Origin of the sequence: Micromonospora sp. NPDC048947 (assembly GCF_040649495.1) — a bacterium.
Taxonomy (GTDB): Bacteria; Actinomycetota; Actinomycetes; order Mycobacteriales; family Micromonosporaceae; genus Micromonospora; species Micromonospora alfalfae.
Genome location: NZ_JBEZFO010000004.1, coordinates 383264 through 398076 on the forward strand (window position 1 = coordinate 383264; position 14813 = coordinate 398076).

At 69.0% G+C, this 14813-nt stretch carries 15 protein-coding genes; 5 read left to right on the forward strand and 10 right to left on the reverse strand.

Annotated elements, in window-relative coordinates; all coding sequences use genetic code 11:
• Window positions 1–114: 114 nt before the first annotated feature.
• The 4 genes from AB0B98_RS08965 to msrB all read right to left on the reverse strand — a co-directional run bounded on the left by AB0B98_RS08965 (window position 115) and on the right by msrB (window position 2947).
• Window positions 115–543, reverse strand: coding sequence for an OsmC family protein (locus AB0B98_RS08965; RefSeq protein ID WP_357361638.1), 429 nt, complete (start codon window positions 541–543; stop codon window positions 115–117).
• 451 nt (window positions 544–994) lie between these two features.
• Window positions 995–1651: a TetR/AcrR family transcriptional regulator gene (locus tag AB0B98_RS08970; RefSeq protein WP_357361639.1), complete on the reverse strand. Its 657-nt coding sequence runs from the start codon at window positions 1649–1651 to the stop codon at window positions 995–997.
• Window positions 1652–1964: 313 nt separating this feature from the next.
• Window positions 1965–2471: a peptide-methionine (S)-S-oxide reductase MsrA gene (gene msrA, locus AB0B98_RS08975; RefSeq protein ID WP_238668024.1), complete on the reverse strand. Its 507-nt coding sequence runs from the start codon at window positions 2469–2471 to the stop codon at window positions 1965–1967.
• Complete coding sequence (gene msrB, locus AB0B98_RS08980) at window positions 2468–2947, reverse strand: peptide-methionine (R)-S-oxide reductase MsrB (RefSeq protein ID WP_357361684.1); 480 nt, start codon at window positions 2945–2947, stop codon at window positions 2468–2470. Before msrB ends, msrA begins: the two co-directional genes overlap by 4 nt.
• A 545-nt stretch (window positions 2948–3492) precedes the next feature.
• Between msrB and AB0B98_RS08985 the strand changes: the two genes are divergently transcribed.
• Window positions 3493–4365 (forward strand): NADP-dependent oxidoreductase, encoded by an 873-nt coding sequence (locus AB0B98_RS08985; protein WP_357361685.1) that lies wholly within the window; start codon window positions 3493–3495, stop codon window positions 4363–4365.
• A gap of 95 nt (window positions 4366–4460) precedes the next feature.
• Here the strand turns inward: AB0B98_RS08985 and AB0B98_RS08990 are convergent, their stop codons facing one another.
• From AB0B98_RS08990 to AB0B98_RS09000, 3 genes are read right to left on the reverse strand one after another with little or no spacing between them, the layout of a single operon-like run.
• A complete protein-coding gene (locus AB0B98_RS08990) occupies window positions 4461–4871 on the reverse strand; it encodes a GNAT family N-acetyltransferase (protein WP_357361640.1) in 411 nt (136 codons plus the stop codon).
• Between the two features lie 60 nt (window positions 4872–4931).
• Entirely contained in the window at window positions 4932–5672 is a 741-nt protein-coding gene (locus tag AB0B98_RS08995; RefSeq protein WP_357361641.1) for an FAD-binding oxidoreductase, read from the reverse strand.
• Entirely contained in the window at window positions 5642–6238 is a 597-nt protein-coding gene (locus AB0B98_RS09000) for a molybdopterin-dependent oxidoreductase (protein ID WP_357289864.1), read from the reverse strand. The genes AB0B98_RS08995 and AB0B98_RS09000 overlap by 31 nt, the downstream gene beginning before the upstream one ends.
• Before the next feature lie 293 nt (window positions 6239–6531).
• Between AB0B98_RS09000 and AB0B98_RS09005 the strand changes: the two genes are divergently transcribed.
• Window positions 6532–7542, forward strand: a complete 1011-nt coding sequence (locus tag AB0B98_RS09005) for a mechanosensitive ion channel domain-containing protein (protein ID WP_357361642.1) — start codon at window positions 6532–6534, stop codon at window positions 7540–7542.
• Window positions 7543–7623: 81 nt separating this feature from the next.
• On the opposite strand, the gene AB0B98_RS09010 is transcribed toward AB0B98_RS09005, so the two are convergent.
• Entirely contained in the window at window positions 7624–8745 is a 1122-nt protein-coding gene (locus AB0B98_RS09010) for a hypothetical protein (protein WP_357361643.1), read from the reverse strand.
• A 342-nt stretch (window positions 8746–9087) separates the two neighbouring features.
• On the opposite strand from AB0B98_RS09010, the gene AB0B98_RS09015 reads away from it, so the two are divergent.
• Window positions 9088–9357, forward strand: coding sequence for a hypothetical protein (locus tag AB0B98_RS09015; RefSeq protein ID WP_238668016.1), 270 nt, complete (start codon window positions 9088–9090; stop codon window positions 9355–9357).
• Between the two features lie 136 nt (window positions 9358–9493).
• Here the strand turns inward: AB0B98_RS09015 and AB0B98_RS09020 are convergent, their stop codons facing one another.
• Window positions 9494–10834: a glycosyl hydrolase family 18 protein gene (locus AB0B98_RS09020; protein WP_357361644.1), complete on the reverse strand. Its 1341-nt coding sequence runs from the start codon at window positions 10832–10834 to the stop codon at window positions 9494–9496.
• Window positions 10835–11138: 304 nt separating this feature from the next.
• Here AB0B98_RS09020 and AB0B98_RS09025 point away from each other — a divergent pair, with 304 nt between their 5' ends.
• Window positions 11139–12224: a branched-chain amino acid aminotransferase gene (locus AB0B98_RS09025; protein ID WP_357361645.1), complete on the forward strand. Its 1086-nt coding sequence runs from the start codon at window positions 11139–11141 to the stop codon at window positions 12222–12224.
• Window positions 12225–12303: 79 nt separating this feature from the next.
• Here AB0B98_RS09025 and AB0B98_RS09030 read toward each other — a convergent pair whose 3' ends face one another.
• The gene (locus AB0B98_RS09030; RefSeq protein ID WP_357361646.1) at window positions 12304–13533 is read right to left on the reverse strand and encodes a helix-turn-helix domain-containing protein; all 1230 of its coding nucleotides are present in this window, start codon (window positions 13531–13533) and stop codon (window positions 12304–12306) included.
• 253 nt (window positions 13534–13786) lie between these two features.
• Here AB0B98_RS09030 and AB0B98_RS09035 point away from each other — a divergent pair, with 253 nt between their 5' ends.
• Window positions 13787–14704, forward strand: coding sequence for a dihydrodipicolinate synthase family protein (locus AB0B98_RS09035; protein WP_357361647.1), 918 nt, complete (start codon window positions 13787–13789; stop codon window positions 14702–14704).
• Window positions 14705–14813: the final 109 nt, after the last annotated feature.

Below are 14813 nucleotides of genomic sequence, written 5' to 3' on the forward strand. Positions count from 1 at the left end.
GGTCGTCCGGCCGGTCTTGGATTCGGTCACACGTCACCTTCCGAGGCGCGCTTGGGGCGCAACGGCAACCGCCCGCTGCGCGGCTGTGATCGCCGAGCAGCGAGCGGCATGTCCTCAGCGCGGCCCGACGAAGTCGGTCCGCACGCTCCACGCGAACTGGATCAGCAGGGTCACCGGTGACCTCTCGGCAATGTCGTGCATCACCTTCAGGTCGTCGGGGTCGGGTTCCTCGCTCAGCGTGATCGTGCGCTGCAGGTAACGCTCCGCGCCTTCCTGCTCGGGTTCGTGGTAGTCGATCTCGACGGTGATGTCGCCGGCGGTGTCGTACTTGTAGTCGACGTACTGCCGCAGCGTCTGAGCAGTGCACGACGCGAGCGCCATCAACAGGTACTCCGTCGGCGTCGGGCCTTCACCGAGTGCGCCGTTGTGTGGTTCATCGGCGACGAACGTGAAGCCGCGGGTCGTCATGTCCGTGCGCCGGCGCTCAGTGGCCGGGAGGACAACTCGGGCCGATGCGACGACATGATCATGATCGGTTTCCATCAGCCGCGCCTTCCTGTAGATCGAGTGGTGGGGTCCAGGGATACGGAACCAGCAGTGGCCGAAGCGCAGTCTCAGCGCGGCTGCGGCCGGGCGTGTCACCCCATGTGGCGGGTGCCTCGAAGATTAGCTTCACCGGACTGAATAGTCCAACCGACCGTTCGCTGACAGGAGCGTCCGCCCAGGCGCACCTGGGGGAGCGGTGGCTCAAACTGCCGTGAGGGGATGACCAGGGCCACACCTGCCCGAACTAGAGCCGATCGGCCCCGATCCGAAAATGGACCAACTAGTCCTTTGCCGTGCAGTGGCTGGGGAAGTCGGTGCATGCTCTCAACCCAGCATTGCTCGACCAGTTGGGCCACCGTGCCGGCACTGGTACGCGCGCCCGGTGGGGGTGGACGGACGACGACGGTTGACCAGGATTCCTAGGTCTTGAGGGTGGGCATGGGCCCAATTAGCGGGCAGGCTCACCGGCCGGCTGCACGAGGAACGATTTGATGTGTTCCAGCGCCATGTCCAGAGCGACTTCCATGGGTGCGACGTCGTGCGCGGCGTTCGCCAGCAGGTAGCCGCCCTGCAGGGCGGCCATCAACCCCGTCGCCAACTTCTCCGGGTCGGTGTCCTGGCGGAGAAGACCGCTGTCCCGCATCCGGTGCAGACCATCGCTGATCAGTTTTTCCCATGCCGCGAACGTCTCCGACAGGGACGAACGAGCCTGCTCATCTTGATCGGACAGCTCGAGAGCCATTGACCCGAGGCCGCAGCCGTATTTGCCGTTGTTCAGCGAGTTGGCCTGGACCAGCGCGTTACGCCATCGGACCAGCCCTGAGAACGATCTCAATCGTTCGAGCCCTGCGCGCTCACGCTGAAGCACGAGCGCGCCTCGATAGTTGACCAAGGCGCGCACGAGTTCCTGCTTGTCGGCAAAGTGGTGGTAGAGCTGAGACTTGCTCGTCTGGCTCGCCTCGCGGATGTCGTCAAGGGTCGTCGCGTTCACTCCGCGCACGAGCATGAGCCGGTTCGCCGCCTCGAGAATCCGCTCTCGGGTCGCGATGCCCCGCTGACTGATCCTCCGCCTATTCGTCGGCGCAGTCACCTGCTCGTCGCTCATCTGTCAAGTGTATCCAGCGCACCAGATAATCTACTGGGATTGGGACCCTGGAGTCCATTAGGTGCCGTGTTGAAGCCACGTGATGAAGAAGGGCGAACATGGCGTCAGCATGCTGAATGAACGGTGCGTTAGGCGGCTAGAGCATTTCTCGTGAGAGATTTCCTGGACTATTTGGTCCATTAATTGGGCGTGTCCACCGCTGCCGCGCCGGGCGGCCCCGGTGGAGCCCGCACCCATCCGGCGGACTCCTTGTCCGGGCCGATCACCTCGGCCGGGGCCGGCGCGCGGGCCCGGGGCCCGCGCGCCGGAGGTGTCAGGCAGTCGCCCGCTTCGGAAGCTTCCACCCGGGGCGGGGGAAGTGGCAGGTGTATCCGTCGGGGTAGGTCTGCAGGTAGTTCTGGTGCTCAGGCTCGGCCTCCCAGAAGTCGCCTGCCGCGGTGACCTCGGTGACGACCTTGCCGGGCCACAGTCCCGAGGCGTCGACATCGGCGATCGTGTCCTCGGCAACCCGCTTCTGCTCGTCGTTCGTGTAGAAGATCGCCGAGCGGTAGCTGACGCCGATGTCGTTACCCTGGCGGTTCTTCGTCGACGGGTCGTGGATCTGAAAGAAGAACTCGAGCAGCGCGCGGAAGTCGGTCTTGTCGGTGTCGTAGACGACCTCGATGGACTCCGCGTGTGTGCCGTGGTTGCGGTAGGTGGCGTTCGGGACGTCGCCGCCGCTGTAGCCGACGCGCGTGGAAACAACGCCGGGCTCGCGGCGGAACAACTCCTCCATGCCCCAGAAGCAGCCGCCGGCGAGGATTGCCTTTTCGGTGGTCATGTCGTCTCCATGCCTGTGGTCGCGCCAGTGTTGGTGTCACTCGTGAACAGGGTGCGGTATTCGCCGTACCCTGCGTTCTCCAGGTCGTCGAGGTGGATGAACCGCAGCGACGCGGAGTTGATGCAGTAGCGCAGTCCACCCTTCTCGGCGGGGCCGTCGTTGAAGATGTGGCCGAGGTGGCTGTCCCCGTGCAGCGAGCGGGCCTCAGTCCGGATCATCCCGTGACTGGAGTCTGCGCGCTCGACGACGTTCGTCTTCGCGAGTGGCTTGGTGAAGCTCGGCCAGCCGGAGTTGCTGTCGTACTTGTCGACCGATGCGAACAGCGGCTCGCCGGACACGACATCGACGTAGATGCCGGGCTCATGGTTGTCCCAGTAGGCGTTGGCGAACGGTCGTTCGGTGCCGTCCTGCTGGGTCACGTGGTACTGCTCCGGGTTGAGCCCCGAAACGGCCTCCGGGTTCTTGTGGTACTGGATCTGCTGAGGCACAGCTCTCCCTTCCCGGCCTTGCGGCGCATAGCTGCGGAGCCTCAGGTGCAGCGCTCCTGGGCACGCAGGTACAGACGCTCTCCGGGGCGATGGTATTCCCACAGCCTGCACCTCTACTGGACCGCAAAGTCCGAAAACGGATTCCAGCCGATGGCGAAACGTTGGCGCGCCAAGGCGGCTGAACTGGTTCTTCGCGCAACTTCAACAGCAGTCTGGCGAACTGAAAGTGGACTTGACAGACCAGTTTCGGCGCGACTAGCTTCGGGACGTCCAACGGGCGCAGCCGGTAGCAGCGGGCTGCCCGACCTGCCCGTCGGCGTCGAGTCCGACAAACGTCCCCGCCAGTCCCGGCAGCATCCCCGCGGTCCGACCGCCACCGATCAGCGTGGTGTGCTCCGGCCCCGGAGGCTTGGCGCCGCCGATGCGGGGAAACGGAGACGTGCTCCTCGTGCCAGTACGGACGAGGGCTGGATACAAGGAGGTGTCTGATGAAGGCGATTGTGGTGACGGACGAGGCTGCGGGAACGGCCGGGATGAGGCTGGCGGAGCGGCCTGACCCGGAACCGGCACTCAACGACGTCGTCGTCCAGGTTCACGCCTCGGGGTACGTCCCGACCGAGTTGGCGTGGCCCTCGACCTGGACCGATCGCCTCGGCCGTGACCGGACGCCGTCGATACCCGGGCACGAGCTGGCCGGAGTGGTCACCGCTCTCGGGTACGGCACGACGGGACTGTCGGTGGGACAGCGGGTGTTCGGCCTCACTGACTGGACCCGCGACGGCACCCTGGCGGAGTATGTGGCAGTCGAGGCACGCAACCTCGCGCCGCTGCCCGGCGACGTCGACTTCACCGTGGGCGCGAGCCTGCCGATCTCTGGCCTGACCGCCTGGCAGGGACTGTTCGAGCACGGCCGCCTTCAAACCGGGCAGAGCGTCCTCGTGCACGGCGCGTCCGGCGCGGTCGGTTCGATGGTGACGCAGCTCGCCCGTGAGTTCGGCGCCTACGTCATCGGCACCGGACGCGCTGCCGACCGTCAGAAGGCGCTCGACTTCGGCGCGCGGGAGTTCGTCGACCTCGAGAACGACGCGCTCGAAGCCGTCGGTGGAGTTGATCTCGTTTTCGACGTCATCGGCGGCGTCATCGGGAAGCGCTCGGCAGGCTTGATTCGCGCCGGAGGAGTCCTGGTCTCCGTCGTCGGGCCGTCCGAGGTGCGGCCTGCGGACGGCCTGGCGATCGATTTCGTCGTGATGCCGGATCGTGCCCAACTGGGGGAAATCGTCCGGCGGGTACGGGACGGGCGACTGCGGACGCACATCGGCACCGTCGCGGACCTCGACGACGCCGTCTCCGCTCTCAACCCGACCGAGCGGATCACCGGGAAGACGATCATCCGCGTTCACTCGTAAGGATTCGAGGAGAACGACCGGTCCCGCGCTCCGCTGAGCGAACACACCACGCCGGCCAATTCAGCAAGGCCGACCTCAGCCGCGACCACGCGTGTTCAATGCCCCCGCTCGGCGGAGTGCGACCGAGGAAACGCCGGGTCCAGAACGTCGGCATACTCCGGATGGGCATTGACGAATGCTGTCGCGAACGGGCAGGTCACGGCAACGGTCTTTCCTTGCCTGCGCAGGTCGTCGAGGACGCCGCCGATGAGCCTGCTCGCTACTCCCTTGCCCCGGAACTCGGGGAACACGGACGTCGCCGACAGTATGACGCGGCTTCCCACCTCGCTGTAGACGAGCCCTGCGGCTGTCTGGCCCCCTACGGCGGCCTCGTAGATGCCGTGCGCGCTGTCGTTGGTGATGACGATGTCTTCCGCGTCGGGCGGGGTGGTTGCCGGCAGTTTCGAGCCACCCGAGTCCTGCTCGGTGCTGGTCAACGTGACCATGTCCTCAGCGTTGTTCGCCATCGTCGCTCCTGACTCTCGCTCCGCCGTGCTTGTTCGGATTCTCTGTGGTGCTCGACGTGGTCATCCTCCGCTGGGTCCGAAGCGTTCGGTGCGGATGTTCCCGGGGTTGTGGCCGGTGGCCACGAGAAGGTCGGCCACGGTCTCGACGAACCCGGTTGGCCCGCAGACGAAGGCGACAACATCGGCAGCACCGGGCCAGGTGACGCGGGCGAGGGTGTCCGCGTCGAGTCGTCGAGGTGGGGTCGGCCAGCCGGGGGGCGCGACCCTGGTGTAGACGTGGGTGACGGCGACAGGAGAATCGCCCGCGGCCTCTGCTGTCGCAAGCTCCGCCGTGAACAGGGCATCCGACGGGGATCGGGTCGAGTAGATCAGCCTGGTGGGAGCCGTCGCCGCACGGACCATCGACATCAGGGGCGCCACGCCGGATCCGCCGCCGATCAGCAACGCCGGGCGCGGATCACCGGGTCGGCGTACGAACCAACCGCCGAGCGGCCCACGGATCTCGAGCTGGTCACCCGGCTCCGCAACGTCGACGAGATACGGCGAGACCTCACCGTCGGGCACCGTCTGGACGGTCACCTCGAGGCGGTCGGGCCCCGGGGCGGACGAGATCGAGTAGCTGCGGTACGCCGTGTAGCCGTCGGGAGCGGTCAACCGGACGTCGACGTGCTGGCCCGGCACGTGACGTGTCCAGCCGTCGACGTCGAGGACCAGGGTCCGCGCCGTCGCAGTCTCCGCGCGGGTGGCCGCGACAGTCGCCGGCAGCCAGGTCAGTCTGCCAGGTAACGCTGCTCGCGCCATGGGTCCCCGTAGTTGTGGTAGCCGGCCGTCTCCCAGAACCCGGGCTCGTCGTCGAGACGCAGTTCCAGAGCGCGCAGCCATTTCGCGCTCTTCCAGAAGTACAGGTGAGGAACGAGCAGACGAGCTGGCCCGCCGTGCACCGGAACCAGCGGCTCACCGTCGAACTCGTACGCCACCCAGGCCTGGCCGTCGACAAGGTCCTCAAGCGGGATGTTCGTGGTGTAGCCGCCGTAGGAGTGGGCGACGACGTACTCGGCGGCCGTCTCGACGTCGGCCAGCAAGGTGTCTATGGAGACGCCTCGCCAGCGCGTGCCGAATTTCGACCAGTGCGTGACGCAATGGATGTCCACTGTCGGTTCGTCGGCGGGAAGGGCGGTGAACTCCGTCCATGACCACGTGCTCCGCTCGCCGGTCTCGGTGACGACGGCGAGCTCCCAGGCGTCGAGCCCGATGCGCGGTGTGGGTCCCGCCGACAGCACCGGGAAGTCGTCAGTGCGGTACTGGCCGGGTGGGAGGTCGGTGTCGTCGCGTCTGCGGCCACCGAAGCCACGTGTGATCACCGCCACGCGCCTCTCCCCGAGTGGCGGCCGCGTGGCCGTGACCCCGCTGCCGCCCGTGCTATGAACTGGACCATACCGTCCAGACTAAGTCGATGTGGTGCCTGCCGGCAAACTACGCCGACCATGGGTTGGACTGGATCGTCCGTGGAGTCTCGGCGGCGACGGAAAGCCATCGATGCCAGCCGGCGGTTGTTCGTCGATGTTGGCCGCCCGCCCCTGGCCGGGGTGGCACCCTGAGCACGTGGACTGGGCAGTGAGCTGGGGGAAGCTGGCGTCGGGATTACGGTGACCGGCCTCTGATGCGTACCGCGTTGATCGTAGTGACCGCGCTGGCGACGGCGGTGGTCGTGGACCTGATCTCCGGACTGGTCGTCCGCCGGGTAGCCCGTGGTCGTTACCGGTGGCTGCTGGAGCCGCTGCGGCATGCCTGCCGCCGCCCGGCAGCGACGCTGTTGCTGGTTGGGGCGTTGTACTACGCGCTGCCGTCGAGCCCGGTCGGGTGGCAGCATCATCTGCGGCACGTCGTCCTGGTCGCTCTGGTGCTGTCCGGAGCATGGTTGGTGATCAAGGCGTTGCATGTCGCCGAGGCGGTCGCGTTCAGTCGGCTCCCGGGCAGCGCGGTCGCCAGCCGGCGGGTCCGGCGGGCCCGGACGCAGATCCGCCCAGTGCGGCGGCTCACCGTCGCCGTGGTGACGATCATCGCGATCGGCCTGATCCTGATCACCTTTCGGCCGGTGCGTCTCTTCGGCGTCTCCGTGTTGACGTCGGCGGGGGTGGTCGGCGCGTTGATCGGCCTGTCGGCCCGTACCGCGCTCGGCAACGCGTTCGCCGGTGTCCAGGTCGCCTTCGCCGACGGTCTGCACGTCGGCGACGTACTGGTCGTCGACGGCGAATGGGGCCGGGTTGAGGAGGTGAAGCTGACCAACGTGGTGATCCGGCTCTGGGACGAGCGGATGCTCATCCTGCCGACCACGTACTTCACCGAGCGGCCGTTTCAGAACTGGACCCGGAACGAGTCTCGGGTCATCGGCAAAGTCCAGATCCATGTCGACCACACCGCGGACCTGGACGACCTACGCCAGGAAGCGCGCCGGCTGGTCGAGTCCTCACCGCTGTGGGATCGCGACCAGTGGGTGCTCCAGATGGTCGACTCCACCCCGCAGACAGCGGTCATCCAGGTGCAGGCCTCGGCCGCCGACGGCGCCAGCGCCTGGGATCTGCGCTGCGACCTGCGCGAGGGAATGGTTCGCTACCTCCGCGACCGCCATCCCCAGTGGCTGCCCCGCACCCGTGGTCAGTATCAGCCTTGAACCGAGGCCCCGACGGGGCCACCAGCGGTTCTCGGAAGGACTGCGCCTGGCCGAAGCCGATCGCCGGTTCCGGCTGCCGAACTACTCTGCCGGCATCCCGCTCTCTTCGTCCCGCCAGCCATCGGGTTGTGGGTGATAGCCGTAGGCGGCAGCCCGAACCGTGTCCTCGTTCTCCAGCCCGGAGCCGATCGCGCCGCCGACGGTGGCCAGCGAGCTGGTGATCCAGGCGAGCGTCAGATAGTCGGTGACGTCGACCGGGCGCTGCAACGTCTGTTCGAGCACTGACGTGTCGATCAGCAGTGCCCCGACCAGCACCGTTCCCACGAGCAACACCACGTAGGACAGCACCGTGGCCAGAGCGAGGGTGAGGATCGTACCCAGGTTGAACAGCCGTGCCAGCTCGGCCGGCGTCTCGCGGCTCGGCTTCTCCCACAAGTCGTGGGCGACGATCAGCCAGGCCACCAACGCTGCTAGCCCGAGCAGCATGATCACGGCGAGCCGGAGTCCGCCGAGCGCGTCGCCCATCTGCCAGATGGTGTCCGTGGTGAGCGCGAACGCGGCCGTGCCGAACGCGCCGACCAGCAGCTTCGACAGGCCCAGCAGGGCACGACCAGGACGGTTGGCTCGAACCATGCCGATCAAGAGCCGTAACCGGCCGATGAGCCGCGAGGCAACGTAGCGTTGCTCACCGGTGTCGGCCTCGCCGACCACCCGGTGGACGGCGGGAACCCGGCCTGCCGTCTCGGCCGGCGCCCAGCCGGCCGGCGGCACCCGCTGGTCGGAAGCCTCGGTCAGCAGCCGGCTCACCAGATCCGGAACGGCCGCGCGGGCCGCTCGCAGCTGGTGCAGTCCCAGCGCGGGCAGGGACAGCACCGCGACTCGACGCCGAGCGGAGGCCTGCGCGACCAGCGGCACCCGCTCGGCATGCAGCGGCAGGTCGGTCAGGCAGATGGCGACGTCCCACTGGTCGTCGGCACGCCGCTGAGCGAGATCATCGAGTAGCGCCTCAACACCACCGTCGCGGCGCGGCGCCACTTCGCCCCAGCCTTCCCGGACGATCCACCGCACGTCCGTGTCAACCCGCTCGGCGAGCCCGCTGGCCAGCTCCGTCGTGAGCCGCGCTGCCACCCGAGCCGGGTGATCCGGCGGGGTTGCCACCAGTCCGACGACGATTTCCGGGCGGTCCTGTTGCCGCTGCGTCATCGGTGCTCCTCACCGGTAGCCGGGGTCGGCCGCCGACGGCGAACAGACCGGCGCCTCAGGCGCCGTCGCGCCAGCCCCCGTGCCGACTGAGGCAGTGGGTACCGCCAAGCCGCCGAGAGGAGCACCCCGACCAGCACGTACGGCGCCACCGCGACGCACTCGCCGAACCGGGCGTCCCGCCCACGCAGCCTAAGAGACCACCCCGACCGGTGCAGCGGTTTCAGTGCAAGGGGCTCTTGAGCACGTCGTCGCCCGGGCGGCTCGTCGTGCACCAGTCAGGACCGCCGACAGGGCCAACGCTGACATTCGGCACCAAGCCGGCGGTACGCGGACAATGGGGCGATGAAGCGAAACGTGAGCCTGATGCGGTTGACCGGGACGCGCGCCGACGGCGCGGTGGCGACGGGCGCGGCGGCTACCGGCGCGAGGGCTGCTGGGGCGGCGTCGCTCGGTGCCCTCGCCGTGGGGGCGCTGGCCGTCGGGGCCGTGGCCGTCGGGGCGCTGGTCATCGGGCGGCTCGCGATCCGTCGGGCGGTAGTGCGGGAGTTGCGCGTCGGCCGGCTGGAGATCGACGAGTTGGTGGTGCACAGTCGAGCCACTGCTGAGAAATGACCCACGACGGGCGCCCGGAAGCGGGGCCCGCGGAGTGCGAACAGCGCGTGCCGGCGGTGGAACGGTTCCGGTGCCGACCTTTCGACAGCGAAGCGCCGGGCCCACCGGCTGGCGGTGGGCCCGGCGTCAGGACCCGTCAGCGGCCCTGTAGGCGCTTCACGTTGTCGCCGAAGGTCCAGCCCTTCGACCCGTCCCAGTTCGCCGACCAGGTCATCAGGCCCTTCAGGCCGGGCACGGAGTTCCAGGCCTGCGTGACCAACGACGTGGACATGTAGCCGCCGCCCGCCCCGTTCTGCGCCGGCAGGCCCGGGATCTGCTTGTCGTACGGCACCCGGATGGTGGTGCCCTGGATGGTGAGCCCGTTGTTGAGGCACTGCGTCTGCACTGTGAAGCCCTGCACGGTGCCCGCCGGGTACGAGTCGCCGGCGCAGCCGTACATGCTGCCGTTGTAGTACTGCATGTTCAGCCACCAGAGCCGGCCGTTGTCCACGTACTTCTTGATGATCGGCAGGTACGAGCCCCAGATCGAGCCGTAGACCACGCTGCCGCCGGTGACGTACGCCGTCTCCGGTGCCATGGTCAGGCCGAAGTTCGACGGCATCCGGGCCAGCACGCCGTCGATGATCCGGATCAGGTTGGCCTGCGACGTGGACAGGGTGTTGATGTTGCCGCTGCCGGTCAGGCCGGTCTCGATGTCGATGTCGATGCCGTCGAAGTGGTAGGCAGTCAGGATCGGCACGATCGTCGCGACGAACCGGTCGGCGACAGCGGCGGAGCTCAGGTCGATGCCGGCGGCGGCCCCGCCGATCGACATCAGGATGGTGGCGCCGGCCGCCTTGGCCTGGCACATCTCGGCCGGGGTGGCCACCTTCACGCCGGCGTCCATGCCGTTCTCCCAGAGGACCGTGCCGTCCGAGCGGATGACCGGGAACGCCGCGTTGATCACGTTGTAGCCGTGCTGGGTGAGCCGGCTGTCGGTGATCGGGATCCAGCCGAGGCCGGGGTGGACGCCGTTGGAGGCCCCGTCCCAGTTCTCCCAGTAGCCCTGCAACACCTTGCCGGTGGGCCGCGACTTCACGGCGCAGGTCCCACCGGTTGGCGGCGGTGTGGTGGGGGGAGGGGTGGTCGGTGGTGGCGTGGTGGGGGGCGGGGTCGTGGGTGGCGGCGTGGTGGGCGGAGGCGTGGTGCCCGAGCACGCGCCGAGGTCACGCCAGAGCGATGGGGTCGCTGCGGGGTTCCAGCCGGCGCCGGGGTGCGCGGTGTGGGTGACCAGCGCCTGGTAGAGCCGGCCGCCGTAGGTGACCTGGGCGCCCGACTGGTAGGTGGGTCCTTCGGCCCAGGTGGGGGCGGTGCACGCGACCAACGGGACGGCGTTGGCCGAGGGCACGGCCGCCATGCTGCTGGGGACGAAGGCGACGGCGGCCGTGACGGTCATCGCCGCCCCGGCTACCACTGCGAAAATTCGACGGCTTCTCATGGCTCGCTCCCCAGGCTTCGACGACCCGCGACCTCCACATATTGACGTTCGTAACCTTTAATATCAAGGGTTGTTTACAGATCCCGGAAAGTTGGGGGATCGACCGGCCGCGGGAGGGTGGCCAGGTCGATGGCGTAACGACCCGGTGGGGTGGCCGCACCGTCCCTCCGAGTCGCCGCAGTCTGTCTACTGTCGGCGACGACACGGTCGGTATTCTGCACCCTGTCACCCGACAATCGTCCCCTGCGTGATCGTTCTCGGTGACCTGAGCGCCCAGGGATGCGGCCATGGAGAGGACCCGGCGATGAGCCTGTCGTTCCCGTTGCACCAGAATCCGAGCCCGGCGAGCGCGCAGCGGCGAGCCGAGATCATGGCGAATCCGGGGTTCGGCAGGTACTTCACCGACCACATGGCACGGGCGGTGTGGAGGCCGGACGGCGGCTGGCAGGACTCCGAGATCATCCCCTTCGGTCCGATCCTCATGCACCCGGCGGCGGCCGTACTGCACTACGCCCAGGAGATCTTCGAGGGGATGAAGGCGTACCGGCACCGCGACGGCTCGATCTGGTCGTTCCGACCGCAAGCCAACGGCGAGCGCTTCGCCCGGTCCGCCCGGCGGCTGGCACTGCCCGAACTGCCGGTGCCGGACTTCATGGCCTCGGTCGAAGGGCTGGTCCGCGCCGATCAGGTGTGGGTGCCGGACGAGGACGAATACAGCGTCTACCTGCGGCCGTTCATGTTCGCGTCCGAGCCGTTCCTGGGGGTCCGCCCGGCGCAGGAGATCACCTACATGGTGATCGCCTGCCCGGTCGGCGCGTACTTCTCCGGTGGCGTCAAGCCGGTCTCCATCTGGCTCTCCACCGAGTACACCCGGGCGGCCCGGGGCGGCACTGGCGAGGCGAAGTGCGGCGGCAACTACGCCTCCAGCCTGGCGCCGATGGTCGAGGCCGCCGAGCACGGCTGTGAGCAGGTCTGTTTCCTGGACGCCGCCGAGGGCCGCTACGTGGAGGAGCTCGGTGGCATGAACCTCTACTTCATCACGGCCGACGGCCGGATCATCACCCCGGAACTCGGCACGATCCTCGAGGGCGTCACCCGGGGGTCGATCCTCGTCCTCGCCAAGGGTCTGGGCCTGGAGGTCGAGGAGCGCCCGGTGGAGATCCGGGAATGGCAGGAGGGTGTGGCCTCCGGCGCGATCACCGAGGTGTTCGCCTGTGGCACCGGCGCCGTTGTCACGCCGGTCGGGCGCCTGGTCTGGGAGGGCGGCGAGGTGACGGCCCCTAAGGCCGGCGCGGAGGACTCGGTGACCATGCGGCTGCGCCGCCACCTGCTCGACATCCAGTACGGCCGGGCCGCCGACCCGTACGGCTGGATGACCCGCCTCGTGTGACGAGGAACGTCGAAGACCTCCCCACGGGCGCCCGGATGCCGCTGCCGTCCACAGTGGCAGCCAGGGCCGAGCGGCGACGTCACGACGTGCGGTAATGGCCGGTGAGCCGACCGAGCTTCATGGCCAGGTGCAGGCACAGCCGTTCGTTGCCGTCCTTGAGGTCGGTCCCGGCGAGCTGCTCCACCCGTTGCAACCGGTAGTAGAGGGTCGTCCGGTGCAGTCGGAGCTTCTCGGCGGTGGCGTGCGCGTTGCCCGCCAGGTCGAGGTAGGCCTCCAGGGTCTCCAGCAACACCTGGTGGGCGTCGTCGCGCAGCAGCCGCTCCAGTCCGGGATGGACGCCAGCGACGTCGAGGTGCTGGCTGTCCAGTTGGGACAGCACCCGGTAGATGCCCAGGCCGGCCCAGGAGACCACCCCGCCCAGCGCGGGCAGTTGCGTACCGACGCGGGCGGCGTGCGCGGCCTCCTGATAGGACTCCACGGCGCTGGCCAGCCCGGCGCGCGGCTGACCGATCCCGGTGACCGTCCGCTCCACCGAGGCCAGGCCCCGGGTCGCGGTGCGCAGCGCGTCGCTGAGGTGCCCCGCGGAGGCCTCCGGTGAGGGGCGGCCGGCGACCCGGTCGCCGCAGACCAGCAGCACACCGTGGTCGTGCCAGACCAGGTGCAGCGTCTCCCGCACCCCGATCCACCGGCGGGTGGTGACCAGGGCCTGTTCCAGGGCGATCCGGGCCACCTCGTCGGGCTGGCGTCCGGCGGCCGGCACGAGCTGGGCGACGAGCGCGACTGTCAGCCCGTCGGCGACCACCACGCCCTCTTCCAGCAGCGCCCGCGCCGCGTGCTCGCGCGCCTGCCGGCTCTCCACCAGCAGGGTGCGGGTGGCCTCGGTCTCCCGCTGCGCGGCGAGCTCACCGAGCAGGTTCTCCCGGTACAGGGCCAGCGACAGGTCGGTGAAGGGGCCGGTCGCGGTGGCGATGTCGGCGTCGGTCATCGAACCGTCGTCATCGATGAACCAGACGAACCCGAGCAGCAGGTCGTCGTGTCGGATCGGCACGCAGACCCTCGCCAGCAGGTCCAGCTCGGCGCACGCGGGGGTGCGGACCGGCGCGTGCGCCGTGAGCACCCCCATGCCCCGGAACCAGGCGATCACCTCCGGCGTCGTCTGCCGGCGCAGGATCGACGTCCGGCGGACGTCGTCCATCGGGCCGTCGTGCTCGCTGTAGGCGACCACCCGCTGTCGCCGGTCCTCGATGAGGGCGGGTCGTCCCACCCGGGCGGCGACGGCGTCGACGATTCGCTGGAGCTCACCGTGCATGTAACTCCCCAGGTTGCGCTGCGTGACAGGGATCGCGCGACCGCCAGTCCTTACCCTCCGGTGCGGGTGGGTCATCGCGCAAGGTCCACTGTCGAAGTCACGACAAAAAGACGGCCGGTATCGCGACGGTTCCGGCATCTGTCCGAAGACCGGGGCGACAGACGTTCCTAGGGTTCCGGTACGGATCGCACCAGCGCCGCCGCGCACGGTGCGGGTGGGATGACGGGCGGCGCCGGTGGGGAGGGATTGCCGAGTGGGATCTGGTAGGCCCTGGCAGGGCGTGCTGGTCGCCATCACCACGCCGTTTCGCGCCGACCTGTCGGTCGACTTCGACAAGCTCCAGGAACACGTCCGTTGGCTCGCCGCCGAGGGGTGCAACGGGGTCGCGCCGTGCGCGTCGATGGGGGAGTACCGGGCCCTCTCCGACGACGAGCGGGCCGCCGTGGTGAGGGCCACGGTGCAGGCCGCACCACCCGGCTGCGTGGTGGTGCCCGGCGTCGGTGGCTACGGCAGCAGGCAGGCCCGTCGCTGGGCGGAGCAGGCCGCCGCGGTCGGCGCGCACGGCGTGCTCGCGCTGCCGCCCGACGCACCCGCCGCTCGCGCCGCCGACGTGGTCGCCCACTACCGGGAGGTGGCGGCGGTCGGCCTGCCGGTGGTCGCCCACAACGACCCGAACGACACCGGGTTGGACCTCACGCCGGACCTGCTGGCGACCGTCGCCGAGATCGACGGGATCGTCGCGGTTAAGGAGGTCACCGGCGACGTACGCAGGTTGCATCGCCTGCGGGATCTCTGCCCGCACATCGACGTGCTGGTCGGCGCCGACGACGTGGTGCTCGAACTGGTGCTGTGTGGTGCCACCGGATGGGTCGCCACCCTGCCCAACGCGCTGCCCCGCCAGGCGGTGCGCCTGTACGAGCTGTGCGTCGACCGCGACCTGGGCCGGGCGCTGCCGCTCTACGCCGAGCTGCACCCGATCCTCGGTTGGGCCTCTCGGCCGGAAGCCGTGCAGGCCGTCAAGCTCGCCATGGAGTGCGCCGGACGGTTCGGTGGGCGGTGCCGCCCACCGCGCGGACCGCTGTCCGGGTCTGCCGTCGACCGGGTGCGCCGTGACGTGCTGCGGGCCCTCGCGACAGCGGCCGATCCGACTTCCGGGGCCGGCAGTGACTGATCTGCGGGTGGGCGCCGGTCATTCAGGTGTCGGAAGTCGTAGGCCCACCTGCCGACATCTGCACAGTGACCGGCACCGGCCCGTACTCCTAGATTCGCTGCGCGGCCTG

Excerpts from the sequence above, each read along its gene's own strand:
- AB0B98_RS09030 (WP_357361646.1), bottom strand. The coding sequence starts at position 13,533 with ATGCACGGTGAGCTCCAGCGAATCGTCGACGCCGTCGCCGCCCGGGTG.
- AB0B98_RS09015 (WP_238668016.1), top strand. The coding sequence starts at position 9,088 with ATGAAGCGAAACGTGAGCCTGATGCGGTTGACCGGGACGCGCGCCGAC.
- AB0B98_RS08965 (WP_357361638.1), bottom strand. The coding sequence starts at position 543 with ATGGAAACCGATCATGATCATGTCGTCGCATCGGCCCGAGTTGTCCTC.
- AB0B98_RS09010 (WP_357361643.1), bottom strand. The coding sequence starts at position 8,745 with ATGACGCAGCGGCAACAGGACCGCCCGGAAATCGTCGTCGGACTGGTG.
- AB0B98_RS08995 (WP_357361641.1), bottom strand. The coding sequence starts at position 5,672 with ATGGCGCGAGCAGCGTTACCTGGCAGACTGACCTGGCTGCCGGCGACT.
- AB0B98_RS08985 (WP_357361685.1), top strand. The coding sequence starts at position 3,493 with ATGAGGCTGGCGGAGCGGCCTGACCCGGAACCGGCACTCAACGACGTC.
- msrA (WP_238668024.1), bottom strand. The coding sequence starts at position 2,471 with ATGACCACCGAAAAGGCAATCCTCGCCGGCGGCTGCTTCTGGGGCATG.
- AB0B98_RS09025 (WP_357361645.1), top strand. The coding sequence starts at position 11,139 with ATGAGCCTGTCGTTCCCGTTGCACCAGAATCCGAGCCCGGCGAGCGCG.
- AB0B98_RS08990 (WP_357361640.1), bottom strand. The coding sequence starts at position 4,871 with ATGGCGAACAACGCTGAGGACATGGTCACGTTGACCAGCACCGAGCAG.
- AB0B98_RS08970 (WP_357361639.1), bottom strand. The coding sequence starts at position 1,651 with ATGAGCGACGAGCAGGTGACTGCGCCGACGAATAGGCGGAGGATCAGT.
- AB0B98_RS09005 (WP_357361642.1), top strand. The coding sequence starts at position 6,532 with ATGCGTACCGCGTTGATCGTAGTGACCGCGCTGGCGACGGCGGTGGTC.
- AB0B98_RS09020 (WP_357361644.1), bottom strand. The coding sequence starts at position 10,834 with ATGAGAAGCCGTCGAATTTTCGCAGTGGTAGCCGGGGCGGCGATGACC.